Source organism: Clostridium sp. CM038, from assembly GCF_055081105.1.
This window is the reverse complement of the sequence record NZ_CM143651.1, coordinates 3900960-3927047: the sequence shown is the minus strand read 5'-3', so window position 1 is coordinate 3927047 and position 26088 is coordinate 3900960. Positions and strand designations below refer to the sequence as shown.

Annotated in this window: 33 protein-coding genes; 20 read left to right on the top strand and 13 right to left on the bottom strand. The window is 30.9% G+C overall.

Going from position 1 to position 26088, the window contains the following annotated elements:
- Window positions 1–111: 111 nt before the first annotated feature.
- The 5 genes from ACWJKS_RS18165 to ACWJKS_RS18145 all read right to left on the bottom strand — a co-directional run bounded on the left by ACWJKS_RS18165 (window position 112) and on the right by ACWJKS_RS18145 (window position 3616).
- Window positions 112–1305 (bottom strand): S8 family serine peptidase, encoded by a 1194-nt coding sequence (locus tag ACWJKS_RS18165; RefSeq protein WP_462953416.1) that lies wholly within the window; start codon window positions 1303–1305, stop codon window positions 112–114.
- A gap of 74 nt (window positions 1306–1379) precedes the next feature.
- On the bottom strand, window positions 1380–1808 hold the full coding sequence (locus ACWJKS_RS18160; RefSeq protein ID WP_258280603.1) for a DMT family transporter: 429 nt from the start codon (window positions 1806–1808) through the stop codon (window positions 1380–1382).
- A gap of 107 nt (window positions 1809–1915) precedes the next feature.
- Window positions 1916–2401 carry a dUTP diphosphatase gene (locus tag ACWJKS_RS18155; RefSeq protein ID WP_165411764.1) on the bottom strand — a complete coding sequence of 162 codons (486 nt, stop codon included), beginning with the start codon at window positions 2399–2401 and terminating at the stop codon, window positions 1916–1918.
- 79 nt (window positions 2402–2480) lie between these two features.
- Window positions 2481–3029, bottom strand: coding sequence for a 2'-5' RNA ligase family protein (locus ACWJKS_RS18150; protein WP_216302113.1), 549 nt, complete (start codon window positions 3027–3029; stop codon window positions 2481–2483).
- Window positions 3030–3067: 38 nt separating this feature from the next.
- The gene (locus ACWJKS_RS18145) at window positions 3068–3616 is read right to left on the bottom strand and encodes a hypothetical protein (protein WP_216302112.1); all 549 of its coding nucleotides are present in this window, start codon (window positions 3614–3616) and stop codon (window positions 3068–3070) included.
- A 248-nt stretch (window positions 3617–3864) separates the two neighbouring features.
- Here ACWJKS_RS18145 and ACWJKS_RS18140 point away from each other — a divergent pair, with 248 nt between their 5' ends.
- The 16 genes from ACWJKS_RS18140 (at window position 3865) to ACWJKS_RS18065 (ending at window position 16688) form a co-directional block, all read left to right on the top strand.
- Window positions 3865–4023, top strand: coding sequence for a DUF1540 domain-containing protein (locus ACWJKS_RS18140; RefSeq protein ID WP_165411761.1), 159 nt, complete (start codon window positions 3865–3867; stop codon window positions 4021–4023).
- Between the two features lie 222 nt (window positions 4024–4245).
- Complete coding sequence (locus tag ACWJKS_RS18135; RefSeq protein ID WP_165411760.1) at window positions 4246–5502, top strand: UDP-N-acetylglucosamine 1-carboxyvinyltransferase; 1257 nt, start codon at window positions 4246–4248, stop codon at window positions 5500–5502.
- Window positions 5503–5527: 25 nt separating this feature from the next.
- Window positions 5528–6313 (top strand): MBL fold metallo-hydrolase, encoded by a 786-nt coding sequence (locus ACWJKS_RS18130; RefSeq protein WP_216302111.1) that lies wholly within the window; start codon window positions 5528–5530, stop codon window positions 6311–6313.
- A 142-nt stretch (window positions 6314–6455) separates the two neighbouring features.
- Window positions 6456–7019, top strand: coding sequence for a GerMN domain-containing protein (locus ACWJKS_RS18125; RefSeq protein ID WP_216302110.1), 564 nt, complete (start codon window positions 6456–6458; stop codon window positions 7017–7019).
- Between the two features lie 125 nt (window positions 7020–7144).
- Window positions 7145–7642, top strand: a complete 498-nt coding sequence (locus tag ACWJKS_RS18120) for an SEC-C metal-binding domain-containing protein (protein ID WP_216302109.1) — start codon at window positions 7145–7147, stop codon at window positions 7640–7642.
- Between the two features lie 321 nt (window positions 7643–7963).
- Window positions 7964–9025 (top strand): IS30 family transposase, encoded by a 1062-nt coding sequence (locus ACWJKS_RS18115; protein WP_462959495.1) that lies wholly within the window; start codon window positions 7964–7966, stop codon window positions 9023–9025.
- A 99-nt stretch (window positions 9026–9124) separates the two neighbouring features.
- Window positions 9125–9739, top strand: a complete 615-nt coding sequence (locus ACWJKS_RS18110; RefSeq protein ID WP_462952643.1) for a TetR/AcrR family transcriptional regulator — start codon at window positions 9125–9127, stop codon at window positions 9737–9739.
- 41 nt (window positions 9740–9780) lie between these two features.
- Complete coding sequence (locus ACWJKS_RS18105) at window positions 9781–10665, top strand: ABC transporter ATP-binding protein (RefSeq protein ID WP_216302107.1); 885 nt, start codon at window positions 9781–9783, stop codon at window positions 10663–10665.
- A gap of 5 nt (window positions 10666–10670) precedes the next feature.
- Window positions 10671–11468 (top strand): ABC transporter permease subunit, encoded by a 798-nt coding sequence (locus tag ACWJKS_RS18100; RefSeq protein WP_216302106.1) that lies wholly within the window; start codon window positions 10671–10673, stop codon window positions 11466–11468.
- A 50-nt stretch (window positions 11469–11518) separates the two neighbouring features.
- A complete protein-coding gene (locus ACWJKS_RS18095) occupies window positions 11519–12316 on the top strand; it encodes an ABC transporter permease subunit (protein ID WP_462954834.1) in 798 nt (265 codons plus the stop codon).
- A 169-nt stretch (window positions 12317–12485) separates the two neighbouring features.
- Window positions 12486–12965 (top strand): 23S rRNA (pseudouridine(1915)-N(3))-methyltransferase RlmH, encoded by a 480-nt coding sequence (gene rlmH / locus ACWJKS_RS18090; protein WP_462960146.1) that lies wholly within the window; start codon window positions 12486–12488, stop codon window positions 12963–12965.
- 287 nt (window positions 12966–13252) lie between these two features.
- Complete coding sequence (locus ACWJKS_RS18085) at window positions 13253–14119, top strand: phage holin family protein (protein WP_462952646.1); 867 nt, start codon at window positions 13253–13255, stop codon at window positions 14117–14119.
- A gap of 231 nt (window positions 14120–14350) precedes the next feature.
- Entirely contained in the window at window positions 14351–15553 is a 1203-nt protein-coding gene (locus ACWJKS_RS18080) for a BaiN/RdsA family NAD(P)/FAD-dependent oxidoreductase (protein WP_462960145.1), read from the top strand.
- Between the two features lie 109 nt (window positions 15554–15662).
- On the top strand, window positions 15663–16151 hold the full coding sequence (locus tag ACWJKS_RS18075) for a MarR family transcriptional regulator (RefSeq protein WP_462960143.1): 489 nt from the start codon (window positions 15663–15665) through the stop codon (window positions 16149–16151).
- An 83-nt stretch (window positions 16152–16234) separates the two neighbouring features.
- A complete protein-coding gene (locus tag ACWJKS_RS18070) occupies window positions 16235–16510 on the top strand; it encodes an ArsA family ATPase (protein WP_462960142.1) in 276 nt (91 codons plus the stop codon).
- Window positions 16497–16688 (top strand): ArsA-related P-loop ATPase, encoded by a 192-nt coding sequence (locus tag ACWJKS_RS18065; protein WP_462960141.1) that lies wholly within the window; start codon window positions 16497–16499, stop codon window positions 16686–16688. The genes ACWJKS_RS18070 and ACWJKS_RS18065 overlap by 14 nt, the downstream gene beginning before the upstream one ends.
- 45 nt (window positions 16689–16733) lie before the next feature.
- On the opposite strand, the gene ACWJKS_RS18060 is transcribed toward ACWJKS_RS18065, so the two are convergent.
- Window positions 16734–17633, bottom strand: coding sequence for an IS3 family transposase (locus ACWJKS_RS18060; RefSeq protein WP_258280758.1), 900 nt, complete (start codon window positions 17631–17633; stop codon window positions 16734–16736).
- Window positions 17627–18310, bottom strand: coding sequence for a helix-turn-helix domain-containing protein (locus ACWJKS_RS18055; protein WP_258280590.1), 684 nt, complete (start codon window positions 18308–18310; stop codon window positions 17627–17629). The genes ACWJKS_RS18060 and ACWJKS_RS18055 overlap by 7 nt, the downstream gene beginning before the upstream one ends.
- A 65-nt stretch (window positions 18311–18375) precedes the next feature.
- Between ACWJKS_RS18055 and ACWJKS_RS18050 the strand changes: the two genes are divergently transcribed.
- From ACWJKS_RS18050 to ACWJKS_RS18040, 3 genes are read left to right on the top strand one after another with little or no spacing between them, the layout of a single operon-like run.
- Window positions 18376–19143 (top strand): ArsA family ATPase, encoded by a 768-nt coding sequence (locus ACWJKS_RS18050; RefSeq protein WP_462961095.1) that lies wholly within the window; start codon window positions 18376–18378, stop codon window positions 19141–19143.
- The gene (locus tag ACWJKS_RS18045) at window positions 19144–19368 is read left to right on the top strand and encodes a hypothetical protein (RefSeq protein WP_216302092.1); all 225 of its coding nucleotides are present in this window, start codon (window positions 19144–19146) and stop codon (window positions 19366–19368) included.
- A gap of 19 nt (window positions 19369–19387) precedes the next feature.
- Complete coding sequence (locus tag ACWJKS_RS18040; protein WP_462960140.1) at window positions 19388–20581, top strand: ArsA family ATPase; 1194 nt, start codon at window positions 19388–19390, stop codon at window positions 20579–20581.
- Window positions 20582–20705: 124 nt separating this feature from the next.
- On the opposite strand, the gene ACWJKS_RS18035 is transcribed toward ACWJKS_RS18040, so the two are convergent.
- From ACWJKS_RS18035 to ACWJKS_RS18015, 5 genes are all read right to left on the bottom strand, one after another.
- Window positions 20706–21164: a GyrI-like domain-containing protein gene (locus ACWJKS_RS18035; protein ID WP_216302090.1), complete on the bottom strand. Its 459-nt coding sequence runs from the start codon at window positions 21162–21164 to the stop codon at window positions 20706–20708.
- Between the two features lie 72 nt (window positions 21165–21236).
- Entirely contained in the window at window positions 21237–22208 is a 972-nt protein-coding gene (locus tag ACWJKS_RS18030) for a helix-turn-helix transcriptional regulator (protein ID WP_216302089.1), read from the bottom strand.
- Window positions 22209–22241: 33 nt separating this feature from the next.
- Window positions 22242–22658, bottom strand: a complete 417-nt coding sequence (locus ACWJKS_RS18025) for a YjdF family protein (protein WP_462960138.1) — start codon at window positions 22656–22658, stop codon at window positions 22242–22244.
- 127 nt (window positions 22659–22785) lie between these two features.
- Window positions 22786–23322 (bottom strand): PadR family transcriptional regulator, encoded by a 537-nt coding sequence (locus tag ACWJKS_RS18020; protein ID WP_462960137.1) that lies wholly within the window; start codon window positions 23320–23322, stop codon window positions 22786–22788.
- A gap of 133 nt (window positions 23323–23455) precedes the next feature.
- Complete coding sequence (locus tag ACWJKS_RS18015) at window positions 23456–23869, bottom strand: Lrp/AsnC family transcriptional regulator (protein WP_462960136.1); 414 nt, start codon at window positions 23867–23869, stop codon at window positions 23456–23458.
- Window positions 23870–23978: 109 nt separating this feature from the next.
- On the opposite strand from ACWJKS_RS18015, the gene ACWJKS_RS18010 reads away from it, so the two are divergent.
- Window positions 23979–24737 (top strand): MBL fold metallo-hydrolase, encoded by a 759-nt coding sequence (locus ACWJKS_RS18010; RefSeq protein WP_462960135.1) that lies wholly within the window; start codon window positions 23979–23981, stop codon window positions 24735–24737.
- 218 nt (window positions 24738–24955) lie between these two features.
- Here ACWJKS_RS18010 and ACWJKS_RS18005 read toward each other — a convergent pair whose 3' ends face one another.
- A complete protein-coding gene (locus tag ACWJKS_RS18005; protein WP_462960134.1) occupies window positions 24956–25765 on the bottom strand; it encodes a MerR family transcriptional regulator in 810 nt (269 codons plus the stop codon).
- Between the last annotated feature and the right edge of the window lie 323 nt (window positions 25766–26088).

The window sequence follows — 26088 nt, the reverse complement described above, 5'->3', positions numbered from 1 at the left end:
GATCTCCCACTTTTATAAGCGGGAGTTACATACCCTAACAAATAGAAAACTTCAGTGGGAGTATAAATCCCCTTCTGAAGTCGTTAATGTTTCAGCTCCGCAGGTGATGTTTTAAGGTAATAATTTTTCTAAGTTTACAATTCCAGAACCTTGCATATATTTTGGGGAATTTATTAGGCTTGAAGATGTCTTTAATAAAGCCAATGTATCCTTATAACATAAATTTATATTGTTCTCATACAGCAGTGCACATAATCCACTTATAAAAGCCGCAGAGCATGAAGTTCCAGTGTAGGTCGTATACAGATTAGTGATGCGAGTAGGATAAAGCTTCACACCATTTTTTTCAGAGATAAATTGTGCATCAGAAATCAAAGAGCAAATATTAACACAGGCAGCTATCAAATTTGGCTTATCAAGCTTTTGGAAAGGACCGCAGGAAGAATATTCATATATTTTTGGGCTTCCTATGCTATCATACCCACCTACCGTTATACAATTTTTAAGAGTAGCTATGCCCCGCACAGAACTTTTAACATTTTTATTGCTACCACTAGGAACGATTACTACTATGCCCTTTGAGATTGCAAGGTCGAAAAGCTTTGAGAATAAAGAAAGGACAAATTCATTAGTTTCAAAAGTTTCAAAAGGAAGGCAAATGATTTTAAGGTTAAAGTCATTATCTTCGCTTAATAGAGTTTCTAATGAAAATAAAATATCAGATACAAAACCCTTTCCTAGTTTATTAAAGGCTTTAATCATGTATATATGGCTATTTTTGGCGACACCTTTATACATACCCTTAGATCCATAACCACTACCACAAATTAATCCGCTCATAAAGGTGCCGTGACCATTATCATCATAAGGATAGTTTAAATTATTAACAACGTCTACAAACTTTCTAATTTTATTACAAGGATTTAATAAGTCAGGATGGGGATACACACCGCTATCAATTATTCCAACGCCAATGCCCTTTCCAGTAAGGCTATAGTCATTTTGAAAGGATACGCCATTAGACGCGAGTATACTATTACCACATAAATGTGCATAAGAATCAAAAGTTATATAAGTTACTTGGGGATATTCTAGTAATCTGTATATAGCACTGGAAGTTAAAATAGCACAAATACAATTTATTGAGGGGATATGGCGGAGAATATCACATTTTAAAGATTTAATTTTATTAACGGTTTTAGTCTCAAGGGATTTGCAATGTATTATTACCCTATAGTTTTCATATAGGCTACTAAGTAAAGCACACCTTAAGTTGGGATCTAACTTATTTTTGAAGGAAAACATGTATGCCTCCTAAATGTATTGTTACATTATTATAGTATATGCAAATTTTTTTAAAATGTTAATAAAAAAGATTATTAAAATTTCCATTTAAAAATTATTATACCTACAATCATTATGCCAATACCTATAAACTTAGATAAAGCAAATTTAATTTGCTGAGCTCCGAACATTCCAAATCTATCAATTACACCGGCGGCTAGTAGTTGAGCAACTAATATAATTGCAATGGAGCAGGTCGGTCCCATTATTGATATTCCCTGCATAACAGAAAATATAATTATAGCCCCTAAGAATCCTCCTAGTAAATATAATTTATTTACTTCTTTTATAGCTTTGATATTACCATTGCCAACTATAAGGAGTATTATTAAGGTCACGATGAATCCAGTTCCTTGAACGAATACGTTAGTTTCCCAAAGCCCAACTTTTTCACTTACCCTTGTATTAAAAACACCTTGAAGACTCATACAGATGCCTGCGACTATAGAAAATATTAATCCCAATTACAATCACACTCCTCTAGGGTAGTTTACCCAGAATGTGTTATAATATTAAAAAAATATAGTGAAAACCTTTCAGAAGAAAGGTTTTCACTATATTTGAATATGAATTAGTATCCATTATCCTGTCTTTCATGATTAATTTTATTTTTATAGAAATATGCATTTTCAATATCTTCTTCTGAAAATCCTAGATTTTGACCTAAACTCAAAAAGTTTTGAAAAATATTTAAATAGTTATCAAGAGAAGAACAAATTATAAAATCTGAAATATTTGTATACACAGTTAAAAACTGCTGAGATAATTCAGAGGTAATACATTTAGTATTCAAAGTAATATCTTGAAAGTTTTTTTCTATTCCGAGGCTTAAAATAAAGTGTATACAATCAACATATTCTTCAAGAATTACATCGTTACTTGAAGGTTTCTTTGTACTCCAAAATTTAAAACAACGAGTTTCATTCGCGAGTTCGCCTAGTTCCACTTGAAGGGAAAGTATTTTTTTTTGTAATAAGGGTACTCCTTCAAGGTTATGTTGCACTTGAATTCTATGGTCTAAAGTATTTTGCATCTGGAATAATTTTTGTAAATTCATATTTGAAACCGCCTTTTTACTGAATTATGTATATTCATTTTAATTGATATTAAGGTGCAAGAAAATCGAATGATATATTTTATAGAATATATTTCTTAGTCACCATTTCATCATTGTTATTTATAGGTTTCCAAAGTTCGACAGTATCCACTGTGATAGTTCTTGAGAAATTTTCATCCTTGGCTGAAGCACAAGCTGCTAAATATTCACTATTAGACCATTCTCTATCAGCAAAAGTTGTGTTAGCTAGTGAGATATGCAAATTCCAAGTTTCAATATCATCTCTAACCTTAAAGCCATGTAAATTTAAAATTGAATTTATATCTTTAGATAATTGATATATAGTGCCTTCATTACCAATATTTAAATTTACAGACTTATAGGGAGGGTCAAAACATATCACACCATTCAATTCAACTTCAAATTTAGTATAATTCTTAAGAATGTTTTTTAAAGCAGTATCCAAATCGTAAAGATTGGGATTAGTTATTATTTCTAGAGTTACATGAAGCATAGGTAAATTAGCATCAGACTTGTATAGGTTATACTTTTCACAGATTGCCTTTTGCATAGATTCTATATATTTATAAGAAACTTTATCAAATAAGCCAACCAAGTAGTAAATCATTGTCATCCCCCTCAAACCTAAAATATAACTTTATGTTTTTAGTATTCCCTTAGCTCATAACTTTTAACTAGCATTTCCTTTTTAGTACTAACCTGTTTCCACAATTCAAGTTTAGAAACCTTTACAAACTGCAAGAAATCATCCTTATCTAAAGCGTCATTAATAGAAATTGTACTTCCGTTATATGACTTTTTAATGATGTGATTGGCATTAGCTAATAGAATATTTAAATCAATATTATAATCATCACTTTTAACGTTAAAACTATGTAAATCTAAAGTGTCTGTAATATTTCTTGCTAATCGAGAAATATATCCTTTATCTTCAACATCAAGATTAACTTGACTTAAATTTTCGTTTAAACTAATACTATTATTTATGCCCACTTTAAATTTTTTATAAGGAGATAGAATTTTAGAAACAACAACATCTAATTTTTCTAAATCAGGATTAATTATTGAAACTATAGGTATAAAAAGATTAGGAGAACTCTTATATAGTTTATATTTTCTACAGATATTTCTTTGAATATTTTGAACTGTAGAATTAGATAAATCATCAAATAACGCAACTAAAAAATATTTCATATGTTTCCTCCAAGCAAAATTAATAACCAATGTTGGTTAACATTATTTTGAGTAAATTATAAGTGTATTATAACATAATTTTTAGGTTTTGTATTTCCTGTGTAAATTTATGTATGAAGATTTGTTTGTAACTTATTAAGGGGAAAAAATGAAGATGTTATAATTCAAATATTTTTGTATTGTTAGCATAATTATTTTTGATTATGCTAACAATAGTTTTATAATTAATAAAGGGAGGTGCTTTTCTTATGAAACATAATGACAGTATAGGTTGTACCGTAAATGAATGTGAATACCATTGTAAAGATGATAATTACTGCACTTTAAACAAAATTGAAGTTGTAAAACATGAAAGTGTTGCTAAAACACCAGAATGTACAGACTGCGGAAGTTTTAAAACAATATAATAAAGTTAAACAATGTAAAGATCACTCGTGGAAGCACGGGTGATTTTTTACGTTATTTTTTTTACAAAGTATAAATATTGTAAGAAATTCTGTGTTTAATAAAATAATATCGTCTAACATTTAAAAAAAATGTTAAAATATAATGTTATTATGGTATAATTCAATTGTATGTATAAAAATGAAAGTAATTAATATATAATGCATAGTGAGGATGATACAAATATGGATAAATTGGTAATTAACGGAGGCCGACGTATTTTTGGTCAGGTAGAAATAAGTGGTGCAAAAAATGCAGCAGTAGCAATTTTACCAGTAGCTATAATAGCAAGTAAGGGTAAATGTATCATTGAAAATATTCCTAATATAGAAGATGTAAATTGTATAGAAAGAATATTGGAAAATTTAGGATGTGAAATTAAAAGAGAAAAAAATTCAGTTTCTATAGATAGTACAAATATAACTAGCATTGATGCTAACACAGAAGATGTAAGAAGAATGAGAGCTTCCTATTATTTGATTGGTGCGCTTTTAGCTAGGTTTAAAAAGGCTAGGGTAGAGCTTCCGGGGGGGTGCCCTATAGGTGTAAGACCTATAGATCAACATATAAAAGGGTTTGAAGCACTTGGAGCAACAGTAGTTATTGAGAATGGTGCTGTAAACATTCAGGCAGATAAACTAATTGGAACTAGTATTTATTTTGATGTTGTTAGTGTAGGTGCAACAATAAATGTAATGGCCGCTTCAACGCTTGCAGAAGGTACAACTATTTTAGAAAATTCTGCAAAAGAACCACATGTTGTTGACGTAGCTAACTTTTTAAACTCTATGGGAGCTAATATTAAAGGGGCAGGTACGGATGTTATAAGAATTATAGGTGTAAAAGAATTAACAGGATGCAACTATAGTGTAATTCCAGATCAAATTGAGGCAGGTACTTTTATGATAGCAGCTGCTGCTTGTGGTGGGGAAGTAACTATAAATAATGTTATTCCAAAACATCTTGAATCAATTTCAGCAAAGCTTATGGAAATGGGAGCAGATGTACATGAAGGTGGAGATAGTGTTACTGTTAAATCTGAAGGAAGACTCAAGGCTGTAAATATTAAGACTTTGCCTTATCCTGGATTTCCAACGGATGTCCAACAACCAATGAACACATTGTTATCTGTTTCAGAGGGTAGAAGCATAATAAATGAAAGCATTTGGGAAGCTAGATTTAAGCATGTGGACGAGCTTAAAAAAATGGGCGCTAATATAAAGGTTGAAGGAAGTGTCGCTACGGTAGATGGCGTAGATAAACTTATAGGGAAAGTAGTTATTGCATCAGATTTAAGAGCGGGAGCAGCTTTGGTTATAGCGGGGCTTATAGCAGAAGGTACTACAGAAATTTTAGGCATAGAGCATATTGATAGAGGATATCCAAATATTGAAGAAAAATTTAGAAGCATAGGGGCGGATATAAAAAGAGTTACTATGTAACAATTTGAAATTAAAGGAGACAATTATGATATTCTGTCCATTATATAGTGGAAGTAGCGGAAATAGCATATTTGTAGCGTCAGAAAATACAAAAATTTTAGTTGACGCTGGTATGCCAGGTAAAAGCATTGAAAGCGCACTTAAAGAAATAAACCAAGATCCTAATGATATTGATGGCATTTTTATTACTCATGAACATTCTGACCACATAAAGGGTGCAGGAATTATTTCTAGAAGATATAATATACCGATATATGCCAATGAGAATACTTGGGAAGCTATGAAAATCAAGATAGGTAAGATAAAAGAAAATAATATAAAAATCATCAATAATAATTCTGTGGATATAAAAGACATGCATATAATAAATTATAATATATCACATGATGCGGCAGCGCCTATAGGATATGCTTTATATAGTGGTAATAAGAAGGCATGCATAGCTACAGATTTAGGATATTTCTCTGATGAAGTAAAGAATATGATAAAAGATGCAGATGTAATTCTACTCGAGAGTAATCATGATGTGGAAATGGTGAAATTTGGACCATATCCGTATCCGTTGAAAAGAAGAATATTAAGTAATATGGGACATCTATCCAATGATGCATGTGGGAAAGCTATAGTAGAAATAATGAATGATAAGCAAAAACATATTTTTTTGGGACATTTGAGTAAAACTAATAATTATCCTGATTTAGCCTATCAAACAGTGGTCAATATACTCAAAGAAAATCATATTGAAATAGGTAGGGATATTTCTTTGAATTTAGCTAGAAGAGATATGCCAAGTGATGTAATCAACTTTTAACAACATTTCAGAAGGAAAGTCACTTACGTCTATAAGCAGGTGTTACATAATATAACGAATATAAACTTTAGTGAGTGCCATAAATCTCCTTTTGAAGTCGTTAATTAGGCCACTTTAGTGGATTATTAAAGGGAGGTCAAATATGAAAAAAGCAATCAAAATATTATTATGTTCATTGCTAGTTGGCTCAACAATGTCATTTTATGGGTGCGAAAAAAAAGATGAGAAAAGTGTCACAAATAAAGAAAAGCTTCAAAATCTAAACCTGCCCCTAGAAAAAGATGGATTTATCCAATTGGGTGTTTATTTTGATGGCACTAAAGAGGGTTCTGATGTAGGAGTAGTTAAAGATGAGAGACTTATTAATAAAGAAGAACTTATCGGGGAAACTATTATGCAAGAACTTGTAAAAGGGCCTACTGTAAAAAGTGAGCTAAAACCAATACTTCCTAAAGAGACTAGGATATTAAGTTTTTCTATTAAAGATAATATTGCTTATGTTAATTTAAGTAAAGAAGCTAAAATAGATATGACAGAAACAAAAGAAAAAAGCTGTCTAAAAGGGATATCGGCGTCATTAACTCAATTGTCATCTGTAAAGAAAGTAAAGATAACAGTGGAAAATAGGAATATTGATACTATAGGTGGAAATTTTGATATATCAAAGCCTTTTAGTAAAGAGGACCTAATTCCAATTAAAAAATAATAGGTTAGTTGTAAGAAATTCTGAAAGTATATTCGATTTAACAATTTTATGTTGAATGCTAGCGAAATATTTATTAAAATAATGTAATATAACAAAATATAGTATGATTCGGAGGAGAATAGAGAATGAGTTTATATAAAGAGTGGACAGATATGGTGGTTGATTATGTTAAACGTAAAGGAGAACCTGCATTTTGGCATGATTATGGGGAAATAGAAAAACGTGTCTATACAAAATTATTATCAAACCATAAAGATGAAGTTAAGGGTACAATGGACGAGCTTGCAAAATACTTTGATGTATCTAACATATATTTTATGGGATTTGCTGATGGGATAAACGATAGTCTTTTAGACCCTATAAAACTAGAAGAAACTGAAAGTGATACAAAAGTAGATTTCAAAATAGATTTTGAAAAACTTTATTTCAATATGCTAGACGCAAAAGCAGATTATTTATATGAACTTCCACAATGGGAAGGGATTTTTTCAAAAGAAAAAAGAAGAGAAATTCAAATAGCTTATAGAGATTCCAAAATGGTGGTCAATAACGACAAAATCGGAAGAAATGACACTTGCCCCTGCGGGAGTGGAAAAAAATACAAAAAATGCTGTGGGAAATAATATAGTATAATTATGTAAAACAATATATGAATTGTAGTAAATAAAACTTTGCACTTTTGTGGTAAGTTTTATTTATTTTTTTTGAATTTTTTTATAATTTAATCAATTAGATGCTATTCTAATAAAAGGATAAATATATTAATTAACGGAGATATTGTTGGTAAAATAACAATATCTTTCCTGTAGGGGTTGTTTTTTTCAGTCATCGGGGTGGTAAGTTGTATAATGAAATGACCGAAGAGTAACAAAAAATAAAGACTCAAGAGAAATACTCTTGTATAATGTTAAGTGACTAAACCAACATATACGGGAGGATTTCAAATGAGTCAATTAGATTTTATCACACAGAGCAGAAAAGGTAAACACATAACATACGAGGAACGCATAAAGTTAGAAGCTTTACACAAAATGGGACTTAATTCAACTCGTATTGCGGAGCAAATAGGTGGGCGTTCAGAACGTACAATAAGGCGTGAAATTGCTAAAGGAATTGTAGAACTATTGAATAGTGACTTAACCACTCGAATGGAATATAGCGCAGAAATTGGGCAGTCAGAGCATGACAAACAAGGTGCCGCTAAAGGTCCTGCATTAAAAATAGGAAAAGATCACAAATTGGTGAGGTACTTAGAAAAAGCTATTGGTATAGATGGCGAATCTCCGTATGCAGCTATTCAAAATATCACAAATAAAGATCTACAATTTGAAACAACTATTTGCTTCAAAACTGTGTATAACTATTTGGATAATAATTTGTTTTTAAATATAAGTAACAAAGATCTGCCTGTTAAAAAGAATGCTAAAAAGAGAAACTATAAAAAAATAAGATCAGCGTATAACAATACCAAAGGAACTAGCATATCGGAGAGACCTGCAGCGGTAGCTGCACGTGATGAGATAGGCCATTGGGAAATGGACACTGTAGTTGGCAAACAGGGTACAAAAACTGTCTTAATGGTGTTAAGTGAAAGAGTAACTCGTAAGGAGTTAGTCTTTAAAATACCATCTAAATCACAGGCGGCTGTCGTGAAAGAATTGGACAAATTGGAGCGTAAAATGGGAATGTTATTCTCAAAAACATTTAAAACAATCACCTGTGATAACGGCTGTGAGAACCTTGATTTCGAGGGTATTGAGAACTCAGTAAGAAATAAACGAAAGAGAACTAAAGTGTATTATGCTCACCCATATAGTTCATGGGAGCGAGGCACAAACGAAAATATCAATAAAATGATACGACGATTTATCCCAAAAGGTGTGGATATTTCAGCATTCTCTAAAAAACAAATTATGCAAATACAGCACTGGATCAACAATTATCCAAGAAGGATTTTCAACGGTTTATCTGCCAATATGATGGAACAGAAAACCATTACAACTTAACATTATATTTTTCTTCAAAATTTCGGACATTTTATATTGCAATCTACATTCAGTCATCGGGGTAATATTATGACTATACTAATCAGAAAGGAGTTTTTTATGTATCAGATCTTTTATAAATTGGATGAAGAAAAACAAAATAGAATTATTAATGCAGGGACGAATATATTTTCTATAAAGGACTATAAACATGCATCAACAGACGATATTGCAGCGGAGGCTAAAATTTCCAAAGGTTCATTATTTCAATATTTTAAGAACAAAAAGTCATTATTTATTTTTTTATATGAATATGCTATGAAGATTTTGGAGAAAAAAGTGTACGAAAAGTTTAATTTTGATGAGAAAGATTATTTTAAAATGCTTACGCAAAGTCTGAATTTTACAATGGTTCTTTTAGAAAAATATCCTTATATGTATAAATTTGTGATTAAAGCGAGTTGCGAAAAAATGCCAGAGATTGCTGACTCAATGAAAGAAATCAATGATAAAATCGAAGAAAAAATGTATAAGCAAATGTTTGAAAAAATCGATTTAAATAAGTTCAAAGATGGCACGGATATTGAAAAGCTAAATAAAATGATTGGATGGTGTTCAGAAGGAATTTGGAACGAAGGTGTTAAAAATCATTCAAGTATGAGCGAAATGTATGAACAGGCACTTGATATTTATGATTTTTATAAAAATGCAGTATACAAGGAGGAATATCTATAATAAACAATATAATTGTATCAAGATTACAGGGGGGATTATTAATGAATGCTATTGAAATCAAAAATTTGACTAAAAGTTATGGTAAAGCAAGAGGTATTACAAATGTAAGTTTTAATGTTGAACAAGGAGAAATCTTTGGCTTTATTGGACCTAACGGTGCAGGTAAATCAACAACGATAAGAACGTTATTATCTCTGATTTATCCTACTAGTGGTAGTGCTACAATTTTCGGTAAAGACTGTATAGAATTTGGTCCTGAGATAAGGAAGGAAATAGGATATTTACCGTCAGAAATTTTTTATTATGATAATATGAAAGTTATTGATTTACTAAAGTATTCTGCTAGTTTTTACAAGAAAGATTGTAGCAAAAGAATTACAGAACTAGCTGAGATAATGGATCTTGACCTCAATAAGAAAATTGATGATTTATCTTTTGGGAATAAAAAGAAAGTGGGTATTGTTCAAGGCCTGCTACACTCACCTAAACTTATTATACTTGATGAGCCCACTAGTGGACTTGACCCGCTTATGCAACAAAAATTCTTTGAGCTTCTTGAGGAGGAGAACAAAAAAGGTGCAACAATTTTACTTTCTTCTCATATTTTAAGTGAGGTCCAGAGGCTATGTAATCGTGTTGCAATTATTAAAGAGGGGAAAATAATAAAGGTTGATAAGATTAGTACATTACAAGAAAGTAACCATAAAAAAATTAAAATTGAGGTAAAATCAAAAATAGATGATAATTATTTTAAAATCAGTGGAGTCGCCAATTTAGATATAAAGGATAATGTAGTAAGCTTTTTGTTTAGTGGTAATATTAATTTTATTATGAAAAAGATTTCGGAAATAGAAATAAGTAATCTTTGGATTGAAGAGCCAGACCTCGAAGAGATCTTTATGCATTACTATGAAAAGGAGGACTAAAAGCTATGAATATGTTTCTTCATGAATTAAAGACTTATAGGAAATCCACTATTATATGGACTTGTTCTTTAATAACACTTGTTATTCTTTTCTTATCAATGTTCCCCGCTTTTTCAAAGGAAGCTGAGGCATTTAAAGAAATAATGAAAGGATTTCCAGAGCCAGTAAGAAAAGCAATGGGATTCTCTGTAGATAGTATGTCTTCTATTTTAGGGTTTTACTCCTATATGTTTTTATATACAACACTTTGTGGTGCCATTCAAGCTATGAATCTAGGAACCTCCATTGTATCAAAGGAAGTTGGCGCAAAAACAGCAGATTTTCTTTTAACTAGGCCTGTTACTCGCAGGGCGATTATGACATCAAAGCTAATGGCTGCATTAACCTGTCTTGTAATTACTAATATAATCTACTTGTTAGCTTCTAGCATTATGGTGTCCATTGTTTCAACAAAAGACTATAGTTACAAGCTATTTTTTATGATTTCTATTACATTGTTTTTCGTTCAGATTATGTTTCTTGCTTTGGGGATTATAATTTCAGTTGTGATGCCAAAGATTAAATCGGTGCTACCTATTTCCCTTGGTACTGTATTTACATTTTTCATTATTGGTATGTTTGCAGCTACATCGGGAGATGCTGCCATGCGTTACGTTACTCCTTTTAAGTATTTTGACGCAAATTACATCATGAAAAATTCAAGTTATGAGGTTTCATTTATTATAATAGGAATAGGATTTATTGCTTTTGCAATTACTGCCAGCTATTTTATATATTCTAAAAAAGATGTTCATGCTGCTTAGATATGTTAACACTTAATATTTATTAATGAATGATACGAGGGGGTTAGTTTATGAATGTATTTATTGTAGAGATGAGGGCCCATAGAAAAGGGCTTATTATATGGGCTTTTGGTATTTTATTTATGGTTATTGCTGGTATGGGCAAATATGTTGCATTATCAGCCTCAGGTCAGTCAATGAATGATTTATTTGATCAAATGCCAAAATCTATGCAAACAATCTTTGGTATAGGTAGTTTTGATTTGTCAAAGGCTAGTGGTTATTATGGAATGCTCTTTTTATATTTAGCGCTTATGGCAACTATTCATGCTGCTATGCTTGGGGCTGATATAATTTCAAAAGAAGAGAGAGATAAAACTGCAGAGTTTCTACTTTCAAAACCTATTTCAAGAAATAAAATCATAACATCAAAACTATTGGCAGCCTTTGTGAATGTTTTAATATTTAATATTATTACTTTGGTTTCTTCGATCATTGTGGTAGGGAAATACAGTAAAGGGGAAGCAGTAACCACAGAGATAGTAATCTTAATGAGCGGAATGTTTGTTTTGCAGCTTATATTTATGTTTATTGGCACGGCCATAGCTGCAATAAGCGAAAATCCAAAGACTGCAACATCAATATCTACAGCAGTTCTTTTAATAACGTATATATTATCTATGGCAATAGACTTAAGCGGTAAATTTAAAAATCTTAAATACTTTACACCATTCAAATATTATGAAGCTAAGAATTTGATTAATGGTGGTGGTTTTCAATTGAGTTTTGTAGTTTTATCAATTATAATTATTTCAGCAACCATAAGCATCACATATGTGTTTTATAAGAAAAGAGACTTGAGCATATAGAATGCCATTCGAATTTTAGTTATAACATGGGGGTTTATCCATGTTATTTGTTTTTAACGACATTCCAGCTCCGCAGGTAATGATCTGGTTTGTAATTTTAAAATATGTCATGCAATCTTATATTATACTTATGAAAAATGTAATATAAGTGAAATAAGGAGAGCTAAAAATGAATATAACTATAATTTGTGTAGGAAAAATAAAAGAAAAATATTTAAAAAGTGCTATAGATGAATATACAAAAAGATTATCTAGATATTGTAAACTTAATGTAATTGAATTAAGTGATGAAAAAACTCCTGATAATGCCTCTGAAAAAGAAGAGATTATAATAAAAGATAAAGAAGGCGACGCAATAATAAGAAGCATAAAGGATAATGTGTTTGTAATTGCTCTAGAGCTAAATGGAAAGATGTTATCCTCAGTGGAGTTGTCCAATTATATAAGGGATTTAGGTATAAGAGGTGACAGTAATATAGCTTTTGTTATTGGAGGTTCATTGGGACTATCTAAGGCTGTTTTAGAAAGAGCTAATTATAAATTATGCTTTTCAAAGATGACTTTTCCACATCAATTATTTAGAGTAATGCTACTGGAACAGGTTTATAGAGGGTTTAGAATAATAAGTGGGGAACCGTACCATAAGTAATGTAGAATTTATTTGTGGAAGTTCACCTTGCTTAATACGAGCTTATCGAACTTGCTAGATGTATTCTTAAAGTTATCCACAACCATAGTATGAAACCTCCACTTTATCAACATTTTATTCATATTAGTATACAGTCATTTGTCATCTCCAACTAATATTATTTAGAATATGGATAAATATATCTATGCCAGTACTCTTAAATGTTGCATATATTATATGGAACAAATAATTTGTTTTAATTATTTGTCCCATGTTTATAGTTGTCTAGTATTAATGGAGATGAGAAAATGGACAAGAACAACATTTTTTTAAAAATATATGGAATATCTGGAATATTGGGCATCCTTTCTAAAATATTCACAAGCATACAAACTTCATATACTATACTTTTGGTGCTTATTAGCTTAGATACTATTACAGGAATATATACTGCTATAAAATATAAAAGGTTTTCAAGTGTGGGACTACGTAAATTCACTAAAAAAGTTAGCACTTATACACTTTCCATAATTACAGTTAAATTGTTAGAGAATATTATAGTTCCAATAGTAAATACAAGCATGTTATCTCAAATTGTTATAGCTTTTCTAGCAATTACAGAGAGTATAAGTATTTTAGAAAATCTAACATTAGTCGGAGTGCCTATACCTTCTAATTTTTTACCTTTATTGATTAAGACCTTAAAGATACCAGGATTAAATAATTTGTTGGAAGATTCGAAACACAACAAGGAAGAATCCTCTGCTATTGATGATATTGATGATATAGTAAATTATCAAATTCCTACTTTTGAGGATAAATATATGAGGATGTTTTTAGAAATTAAATATGATGTATGGAAGTCTATTATTAATCAAATCATGCTTATAAATGAAACTATTCAGGATAATCCAGATATTTTGTTTTGTAAGATACTATCATTAGTAGAGTTAGGCATTAACGATACGAATAAGAGATGGGTAGAAGAGAAAATTCCAATTAAATATATTGAAAAAATATCGCAAGAACATCAGTCTAAAATAGATAAGTGCATAGAGAAGCTAAAAATCATTTGTTACTCTGAGAAAACTACAGGGGAGAAAAAAGATCAGATTATTGATTGTATTCTAATAGCTTTATATCAAACAATAATTGATGCACGTAAAATGATATAATAATAAATCCTAGCTTCATTTGAATTCTAGGATTTATTATTAGTATAATTACTACTATAAATAGAATAGAAGGGAGGGATTATTATAGATGAGTCACAATTATTAAAAGGCATTTTAGAAGGTAGCGTATTAAGCATTATTTTTCAGGGTGAAACTTACGATAAAAATATTATGAGGATTTTAAAAAAGTGTATTAAAGGACTAAAAAATGAAAATTAGTGAGGTGTGTTTATGCTAAAAGTTATTGTTGTTGGAGGAGGACCTGCTGGTATCATGGCAGCTATCAGTGCAGCAAAAAATAGTGAAGTTATATTAATAGAAAGAAACAAAGAAATTGGTGCAAAGCTAAAACTTACGGGTGGAGGCAGATGCAATATTACAAATAATAGAGATATAGAGGAATTTTTTGATAAGATAGTAAGTAATAAGAAATTTCTATATAGCGCTCTTTATACATTTTCAAATAATCAACTTTTAGAATACTTTAAAGGAATTGGATTAGAATATAAGGAGGAGCTTGACCAAAAGATATATACCAAAAGTAATAGGGCCGATGAAGTTATAGAATTACTGAAAAATGATTTAGAAAGAAATAATGTTAAGATTATGTATAACAGTAAGGTTCAAGGGTTGATAGTTGAAGATGGACAAATTAAAGGTGTAGTAACGGATGATGGCAAGCGGATTTTAGGCGAAAAGGTAATTGTTACAACAGGAGGAAAGAGCTACCCAGGTTCTGGTTCAGATGGTTCTATGTTTGAAGTATTAAGTAAATGTGGACACACTATAACACCTTTATACGCAGCATTAATCCCATTAGTTATAAAGGAAGAGTTTGTTAAGAGTTTACAAGGCGTTGCAATGAAGGATGTTGTAGTTTCAGCTAAGATTAAAAAGAAGAGTATAGAAAAGTTTGGTGATATGATATTCACTCATTTTGGAATATCAGGACCAGCAGTGTTAAAGCTTTCATCTTATATAAGCAAAGCTTTAGGAGAGGGAGAAGTACAAGTTACTTTAGATTTTTTAAGAAATAAGTCTAAGGAGGAAATATCAGAGATTATGTGGAGCAATCCAAATAAGACTGTACTTAATAATTTAAAAGGCATTCTTCCACAAAATTACTTGAAAGAAATATTTGATATGTTAGGAGTAACAGAGGTTAAGATTAATGACTTAAAGAAGACTGATGAGAATAAGATAATTACTTATATGAAGGAAATGAAACTAACAGTTAGAGAAACTTTATCGATTAAAGCAGCTCAAGTAACTTCAGGTGGAGTTAAAGTTAAAGAAATAAATGCTTCAACTATGGAATCAAAACTTATAAAAAACCTTTATTTTGCAGGAGAGGTTATAGATATTGATGCTGAGACAGGTGGATACAATCTTCAAATGGCATTTTCTACAGGATACTTAGCAGGAAGCAATTAAGCACAGAAGGGTCCATATAATACTTTTTATACAATTTTATTGACAAGAAAATACTTCGGCGATAGAATTAAAATATAATTCGTAACAAGAACTAATTCGGAGGAAATTTATGGATATAAACAAAATAGAGCAAATTATTTTTAATCATATTGATGAGTTTAAGGTTTTATTTTTTCCAGAACAGTGGAGTGATATATTCTTAGATTTTTCTAAGAATGAAATATTAGCATTATTATTCTTGCATCGAAAAAGTAATGCTAATATGACGGAAATAGCAGAGTACATAAATGCTCCACTAAATACTGCCACAGGGGTTATCGCTAGATTAGAAAAAAAGCTAATGGTAGAAAGAATAAGAAGTGCAGAGGATAGAAGAATAGTTTTAATAACCCTTACAGAGGTTGCAAGTACTGTGATTGAGAAGGAAAAGGCTATGATTGTTAAATATTTTATTGAGATTTACGGAAAGCTTACCGAGGAGGAAATTTCTTCAGCTTTAAGTATTTATAACAAAGTACTGGGAGTTTTTAAGGGAATTAAGAATCCAGTTAAAGAAGATGTTCCTGTTAAAAAATTAAGAAAAATAATTATTGAATAGCTCAGTGAACCTGAGTTATTTTAAGAAGAAATACTTCGTTAAAAGAACTATTCAATTAAAGAATTAAAATTAGGAGGGATGATATGAAAAGAATAATTATTTTTACTGGAAAAGGTGGAGTTGGTAAAACAAGCACCGCAGCAGCTCATGCACTTAAGGCCTCAATAGAGGGAATAAAAACTTTAATTGTTAGCACTGATATGGCACATAACTTGAGTGATATTTTTATGCAACAAATAAAGAATGAGCCTACAGAAATACGGGAAAATTTATGGGGGCTTGAAATTGATCCTAATTATGAAATGGAGAATTATTACGGGAGTATTCAAGCTGCTTTTAAAAAAAATGATGGTTTTTAAAGATGAGGAGCAAGCAGAAAGTTTTGAGGATATTGTTGTATTTCCGGGAATGGAAGAGCTATTTTGTCTTTTGAAAATTAAAGATTTATATGACAAAGGTACTTATGACCTAATAATTGTAGATAGTGCACCCACAGGAGAGATGAACTGCCCCCTGTCAAGTAGACAGTGGAAATAATTAAAGATTTTATGTAAGGCGTCTATCATTTGGTAGGCGCTTTATTTATGCTGCATTACCTAATAGATATCGCTGATATTCCATTGGTGTCATGCACTTTAAACGTTTTTGATAACGTCTATTATTATAATATTCTATATAGTCTTCAATCGATTTCTTTAAGCTTTCATAGTCTTCAAATTTATGAAGATAATACATTTCTGTTTTTAAGATTCCCCAAAATCCTTCCATTGGACCATTATCAATACAATGCCCAACCCTCGACATGCTCTGTATCATTCCAGCTTTTTTTAGTTTTTCTTTAAATATTTTTGAAGTATACTGGAAACCTCGGTCACTATGAAATATTGGTTTAGCATCAGGGTATACTTTAACAGCAAGATTAAAGGTTTGATAAACCAATTGGTTATTATTAGAATGACCAATGACATATGAAACAATACTTCTATCACCTAAATCAAATATTGCACTTAGATAAGCCTTTTGTCCACTTCTCCCATATTTAAACTCGGTTACATCTGTAAGCCATTTTTTATTGACTTGTTCTGCTTTAAAATTTCTATCCAAAATATTTTCTGCAGTAACTTCAGGAGTTGACTTAATATAATTATATCTTTTTTTTCTGCATACGGATTTTAATCCTAATATCTGCATCAGACGATAAATTCGTTTATAATTAACTTTTTTATTATATTCTCTACGGATTTTAATCGTCATCTGGCGATAGCCTAAGATACCGTCTTTTTCCTCATATAACTCACAAATAAGCTTTAATAATTCTTCGTTTTTCAATACTCGGTTACTTTTTTCTCTGTGTAGCCATTTATAATATGCAGAATGGCTAACGCCGCCTATAATGCACAACTCAGTTATAGGAAATTTATCTTTGTTAGATAATTCTTGGATTGCAAGATAAGTATCTTCGTATCTAGCTTCGCTTAATATCGCCTTCTTTCTATCTCTTGGATTTTTTTTAGAAGAGCATTCTCCATCCGTAATCTTCTATTTTGTGCTTCTAAAAGCTTGTATTGAGCTTTTAGCTTTTCATCTTCTGTCATTAACTCTTCAGCCTTTGGCTTTCCACGTCGGTCCAAAAGCCCTTCAATACCAAACTGATTATACTTCTTCATCCAGGTATAAATCTGAGGATAAGATACCTTATATTTTTCAACAGTTTTATTATAACTGTTATTGTTTTCAATACAGTACTTTATGATTTCAATGCGTTCAATATAAGAAGTTTTGCGTCCTTTGGTCATGATTATTTTTCCTCCTGTTCCAGAAGATTTTATGTTTTCATGACCATTATACTTCTTTATCCAATTGCATAAAACTGTATTTGACGAAATATGATACTTAATGCATAAATCATTCAGTGAGCCATGCCCATCAAGATATTCTTTTACAATGTTAATCTTGATTTTGGCAGTATAAGAAGTATTTTTGCTAGAATGTTTTAACCCAGCTTCACCTTCTGATTTATATCGTATTACCCATTTTTGAAAAGAACTCTTATGTACTTGAAGTTTGTTGCATAAACTTAACATACTAGCTTTTCCATTTAAATATGATGTTACAGCCTTAATTTTTTGTTGGTCTGATATAGTTGATTTTCTTCCCATAAAAAAATAGCCCTCCTTATAGTAAACAGTTTTATTATTTTAACTGTCTACCATAAGGGGAGCATATCAAGACCATATCCCTTTTAAAATTTCCAGAGCTTATGAGTTGGTACATGGAGAAATTATTTCCCATTGGAAAGGTTGCAATGAAAGTGATCAGACCTATCTCTAAAATAGCATTTAAGATAGAAATGCCTGATAAGCAAGCTATGAATGATATTGAAAAACTTTATATAATGCTAACAGATCTTCAAAACTTATTTAAGGATAGAGAGAGTTGCAGTATAAGATTGGTTACAATTCCTGAAAAAATGGTTATTGAAGAGACCAAGAGAAATTACATGTATTTAAACCTTTATAATTTTAATGTAGATACAATATATATTAATAGGATAATACCCCAGGATATAGGAAATAAATTTTTTGATGAGTGGAAATGTATTCAAAGAAAGTACATGGAAGAAATAGATTCAGTATTTTTGAATTTGCCGAGGTTCAAAATTAAATGGTATGAGGTAGATATTAATGGAATTTGCGGCTTAGAAAGGATAGTTGTGGATTCTCTGAATGTTAAGGATATATTTAAGGTTCAAAAAATAACCTTTAACGAGAAATTTGAAAAGGTTGAGGGTGGTTATAAGCTTCAAGTTTATGTGCCCTTTGGAGATAAGAAAGACTTAGAACTGTATGAAACTGGTTCTGATATATCCATAAAAATAGGCAATTTTAAGAGGAATATTCCTTGTCCAAATTCACTGAGAAAATACTCAATAAGTAAAGCTGATTTTAATGAGGATTATCTATCTATTTATTTTGATGAGAAGGTGGATTAGATGAATGGTGAAATAATTAAAAAATTGATAAGAATAGAAAAACTTAAATATGAGGTTATAAAAGATGTTTTGCCAGAAAAAATCTTGCACAAGATCAATAACTTTGAGAAGGAAGCAATTATCCTTATTAAGGATATTGGATTGGATCTTATTAACGAGGGTTGTGAAAAAGCGGAAGAGGAAGCAAACCAAGAGATTAAAAAGGTTAAAGTAGATTTTTTATAATTGAATTGGAGGGATTAAAATGAGAATTATTTTATATACAGGAAAAGGTGGAGTTGGAAAAACTAGTGTCGCATCAGCCACAGCCTGCCAGATTGCAAAGCAGGGGAAAAAGGTGCTTATAATGAGCACTGATCAGGCTCATAGTCTTTCCGATGCCTTCGGTGTAAAGCTATCGAATACACCTACCCAAATTTCAGAAAATTTAGAAGCTATAGAGGTGGATGCTCTTATTGAAAATGAAGCTATTTGGGGGAATATCAAAGGCTATATAGAAAAATTGATGCTTTTAAAAAATGCAAAAACCATTGATGTTGAAGAATTACTGGTTTTCCCAGGGTTCGAGGATCTGATCTCCTTACTTAAAATTAAACAGATTAATGATGAAAATAACTATGAGGTGTTAATAGTTGATTGTGCTCCTACTGGCGAAACTATGTCGCTTTTGAAGTTTCCAGAGCTTTTCAAGTGGTGGATGGACAAAATTTTTCCTATGAAAAGAAAGATGGCAAAAATTGCAAAGCCAATAATTGAGCATACAGTAAAGATTCCGCTTCCTGATGAGAGAACTTTTGATGAAATAGAAATGCTATATAAGAAAATTGATGAACTCCATAAGTTAATGCTCCAAAAGGATAAGGTAAGCCTTAGAATAGTTACTACTCCAGAAAAGATTGTTATCAAGGAAGCTAAAAGAAATTTTTCTTATTTGCATCTCTATGATTTTAATGTAGACGCAATTATTGTAAATAAAATAATTTCAGAAGAGGGAGGGAAAGGATATTTCGAAAAATGGATGAAGCTTCAAAGTGAAAATCTTAAGGAGATAAGTGAAAGTTTTAGCCCGGTACCAATTTTCAAAACTGAGTTAATGCATAGCGAGGTTAGGAATTATGAGGTCCTATTAAATATGGGAGAAAGTATATTTAAAGAAGTTTCTGCAGACAAAGTGCTCTTTAAAGACAAAATTTTTGAAATTGAAAAATCAAGTACAGATGAAAGCTATTATTTAAATATCAATATGCCTTTTGTAGATAAAAATGAATTAAATTTACTTCAAAATGGAGATGAAATTAGTATTTCCATTAAAAATGAAAAACGAAATTTTGTACTTCCACAAAAATTACAATCAAAGGAAATCATTAAAGCCGGTTACAAGGATGGGAAATTAAGAATACAATTTAATTTTAGGGAGCAAAAAGTGAAATATATTTAGTAGATATAAGAAGTTCTGATTATCTTAAAATCAATATTTTAGCTAGGGTAGCAGGTATAATTCGTTATATGTGATAATAACTCATAATTTGGTGGAAGTCACCCAATTATGAGTTATAAAAGTGTTATTTAATAGGAACACATATGTCAAATTGTCCATTATTCATAAATCTCTCGTCGTACAATTCTAGTAGGGGTCTACAATCAAATTCATACGAAGAGGATGGAATGAACTTTTCAAATACATCATTGTAAAATGCACCTAAATCTTTTATAGCTCCACTATAAGTATACACCATGTACTTACCCTCTGGGACAACCTTTGTTACCATACCTTCAGGTACATCAGAAAAGCTGTCTACTTCGGCGCAAGCAGTATAGTTGAACCTACCTTCTGAATCCATTCCACAATTTCCATAATCACATATACCATAATACAGCATGGACTTGCTTTTTTGCTTTATGTCTCCGCAGTTTTTGTTAAATGATTCCCAAAGAGTAGCAATTTCACTATTACTATTGTTTCCAAAATAAGGTATACCTACAGCCTTAAATCCTTCAAAGCTTACTATTTTTTCTTCCATAATTATTGCCTCCATCCATTTATTTGATATCACAATTATATCAGGGAATCCTTGCCAACAGTATGTCAGGAATTATGTAGCCCTATATAAATTTGAAATTATATTTGTTTTTCTAATTATGTACGATCTAAGCTCTATAGGCTCTAAAACCTCAATTCTATCACTTAAAGGAAAAATTACATTGCAGGCAGTTTGAAAACTTATCATGTCGATATCATAAAACCAATTATCATTAACTTTCATGGAAGAGAGTACACAAAAGCCTTCAAGGGTCCGCTTCTTTTCCTCATAGAATTTAATTTTAACAGGGTATGAAGCGTGGTTTACTTTGAGGTAGGATTGTCTCACAAATTGATGCTTACTATTTTCCCAAAACTTTCCCAGGTTAAAGTTCTCATCCATGCTGAAGCTTTCATCTAGCACTTCAATACTTTCAATTCTGCTACATTTAAAAATTCTAATCTCGTTTTTTAATTCACAAAACGCTACCACATACCACTGAGAATCTTTTACCACAGCACCATAAGGTCTTATAATCCTTTCGGATACTTCTCCGTCAAATTTTTTATAGTGAACTTTTAACTTTTTTAAATTAAGCACTGATTTTTTTATTATATCTACATTCTGATTTTGTATTCGCGTGCCCCACCAAGGTTGCGAATCAATAAAAAACCTTTCCTTAGCTTTAATAATTTCTTCTCTATGTTCCTTTGATACACTATTTTCAAGCTTAATGACGGCAAGTTTTAGTTGCTGCGACATTTCAGTATTTTTTTCTGAGTGTATACCCATACCTGAAAGCAATAGATTAACTACATCTCCGCTCGCTAGGTTATTAGAATTGATTTTATACCCCTCAACAAAAGAAAAACCTCCACTGGGACCTGGAATTGATAAAATAGGAATACCTGATTCGCACAATATATCCATATCTCTGTATATAGTTCTTTCTGAGGTTTCAAGTATTTTTGATAAATTTCCGGCTTTCATTATTCCTCGTGTATTAAGCAACATAATAATTCCGAGCAGCCTGTGAAGTCTCATGAAATCACACCCTTATTATTAATTTTTCACTAATTAGTGGCCCCGATGTTTATCTTTCTTATTTTGTTGTCTTAATTTATATTTTAGTTGCCTTTCTTCTTCTTTTTCTTCTTTTGAAACTATTTTTCTTTCTGTTTTAGTTAGCTCATGCTGTAGTTGCATAGCAAGTTGAGCTTTCGTACCTGTACCTTTGTTTTCCATTGATTTCTTTATTTCTCTTTGGTATCTTTTAGGGTTTATCTTTCTTTTTTCAACGGATTCAGTACGTAAGGGATTAGTAAACTTTAAATTATAAAAGGTGTTTAATATAAAATCAAACACTTCATAGTCCTTTGGTTCAGCCCCAAAGACAATTTTAGATACTTCATATTTCCCATCATAAGCCTTCTCAAATACCCCTACCCAAAATGTACCCTCAAAAAATACATTTAAACTAATGCTAATTCCCATTTCATAATTCCTCCTGTTTAGTAGAATTTGATAAAGAGAAGGGACGACCCCAGGAGGGAAGGATACTGCTATCTATAAAAAGAAGATAGGTTCGGACTACCAACCGAAACTGTGATTTTATCTCTATTTAATTGTGTTTTTTAAAATTATCACTTATAAAATCTTCAAGCCATGAAATTTCAGTATCTACAAATGCTAATGGCCTTTCAAATAATGCTTTTATATGTGGTCTTTGTCGTGCTGTAGGATGCTGGTCATATCTTTTAAGTAAAAATTCTTTCCTCTTAACTAAATTTTCTTTATGAGTAGTTAAAGCTTCCTTTAATTTTTCTTTTATTATTAAATAAGAAAACAGCATACCTATATCAAATTCACTTGGATCACTGTTATATTCACTTATCATCTTGATAATATGCTCTTTAATAATTATTTTTGTTTCATCCTTGATTGAATATACTTTCCTCTTAGGTGAACCGTATTCTTTTTCGTATTTTGAAACTATATGACCGTTTTTTTCAAGTTTGGTTAAAGAATTATAGATTGAGGAAAAGCCTATATTGGTCCAACCTCTCATATTTCTTTGCTCTATTACAGTTTCAAATTCATATCCATAATAATTTTTGTCACATAAAAGTGATAAAAGTATGACTTCAATCTGTGTCATTTTTTTCCTCCCTTGCTATTCTAATGATAGAATAGCATAATATGAAATATATGTCAATGTTATATGTAAAGTGATGTAGGTGGGAGAAAAGGAACGTATAATGTTATGGGGGTGGTGGACTGGAGCTGCATTACTATTTTATATTCTCTATGGATAAATTTAATTTATAATTTCCATATTTTAAAATTTCATCTAACAGTTGTACTATTTCTTCTTGAGAAGATGCAGTTACTTTTAACATATAGCATCCTTCTCCGCTTATTCTGTTGGCTTCAGTTATTATAGAATTATTATGTATATATGTTTGAAATGCTAAATGGTCAGTTGTTTTCATAAAAACAGTTATGAAACCAGTTAAGGGCTTACCAATTAACGCAGAATTAATTTTTATAGTATAGCATTCAATAACACCTAAATTTTCCATTTTAGTTATTCTGTTTCTAACTGCTTGTCCAGTTAAATGAACTTCTTGGCCAATTTCCTGCCATTGCATACGTGAATTTTTTGTAAGAATATTTAAAATTTGAATATCTGTTTGATCAAGCATAATATATAAAATCCTTTCATGACGAAATTATTTTCACTCTTTTACTTTCTCTAATCAAGTAATTTCTATTATATAATAAATGTATATAAAACAACAGGAGGAATGAACAGTGAAAATTCAATTAATTCGTCATGCTACCTTAATATTATCTGTAAATAATAAGAGAATACTTGTAGATCCTGTATTAAGTGAAGCAGGATCTATAGCTCCTATTGGGAATGTACCAAATCAAAAATATAATCCCTTAGTAGAATTACCTATAAGTATCGATGATATTACTAATTGTGATGCTGTACTTGTTACTCATACTCATAGGGACCACTTTGATGATGCGGCAGCAAAATTACTTCCTAAAAGCATTCCAATATTCTGCCAACCAGAAGATGAAATGAAATTGAAATCCTATGGGTTTACTGATGTATACGCAATTCAGGATAATTATACTTGGAATAATATAATTTTTAATAGAACTAAAGGAAAACATGGTCACGGTGTTCTTGCTATGAAAATGGCACCAGTATCTGGTTTTGTTATTTCTTTAAAAGGCGAAATTCCTGTCTATATTGCGGGGGATACAGTATGGTGTACGGAAGTTGAAAAGTCTATAGAAAACTTTAAACCTGGAATAGTTGTTTGCAATTGTGGTGGTGCACAATTTAAATATGGAAAACCTATTACTATGACAACAAAAGATTTACATGAATTATGCCGTAGATATGAAAATATAAAGATTGTTGCTGTACACATGGAGGCATGGAATCATTGCAGATTATCAAGAAAGGGCTTGAAGTGTTATTTAAGTGCTAATAGTATTAGTATTAATGTATCTATACCCGAAGATGGAGAAGTATTATCTTTTGAAAGTTAAAGGCTCCCATTATAAAGTAGTTTAAAAGAATATTATCATTTTGTTTTAAGACCGCCAATGATCATTAAAGCGCTTGCAATTAATAGTGTTAGTGTCGCAAACCAATCAGATAATGGCATACTTAACGATTGTTCAGCAATCGTATATTTATGATTGTTGAGCTATTTATGAAGGATGCGACATAAATAGCTCAAAGATTATGCTAATAATCCCCCAGTTTATTTCTTTATCAAGGGTATTTGTAACTCGGTAAGCCATTCATCTTCGCTTTCTTTATTCCAAATACCATCGATATAGTTTTCTCGTGGACTGTCAACAACTATATATCCATTATCTTCAGTCCACTTAAAAGCAAATGCATAAGCCTTTGCAAGCCCAGCATATGCACCCTTATGCATAATGGAAACTGCAGATACACTTTCAATCTTCTTAAATTTAATATCGCCAGTTTCTTTACCCATTTTGTCTACCGCTTCGCAGAATTCAATGTTAATATCTTTATCTTTGTATTCATTGTCAATATACTTGATGAAGCAGTACTCAGGAACAGTACATTTTAATTCAGGATTTGCTGCAGTAACCTCTTCTCCGATTGCCGGTATGATCTCAAAATATGAGTCATAACTTGGTACTGTAATCCTCTTTGAATAGACGATACACTCTGGTAGTTCCTTTAAAATCTCTTGATAATTCATGATTAACTCCTCCCCTTTCCCTTGTAATATAAATTCAATTCGAGAGAGCTGTGAATTACTTTCAGCGATAGTATCTTCAATTTCACTTTTTCGTTTTTCCAAAATTAATTCTATACAGTGTCCGGACATGATCAGCTTGATTTCATTAATTGATAAACCGATTTGGCGAAAAGATTGAATTTTGTGAAGCTTTATCAACTGTTTCGTTGTATAAAAACGATAGTTTGTTTCCTCATCCACAAATTCAGATTTTAATAAATCAATTTCATCATAATACCTTAATGCTTTTACTGTAGTTTTCGTAAGTTTGGAAAAGTCGCCTATTCGAAACATATACACATCTCCTTTCCTTGTGAAGTTAGATTACAGTATCCTCTAAAGGGAGTGTCAATAGGGCTTTTATATTTTAGAGAAATATTATATAAATAAAGTTACTTCACCATTTTCTACAATGCTGTATGTATGGTGTTTTTAGAATATACAAAACCAACAATAAAATTGTAACATGGTTTCTATATTTTTGAAATAATATATATCACCAAGGAGCCTATTAGCAATCTAAGAATTAACGTATTCTGTATTTATGTGATAATATTAGGATATAAAATTAGGAAGGATGTTTTATATGCTTAGAATTAAAGGTTTATAAAGAACAA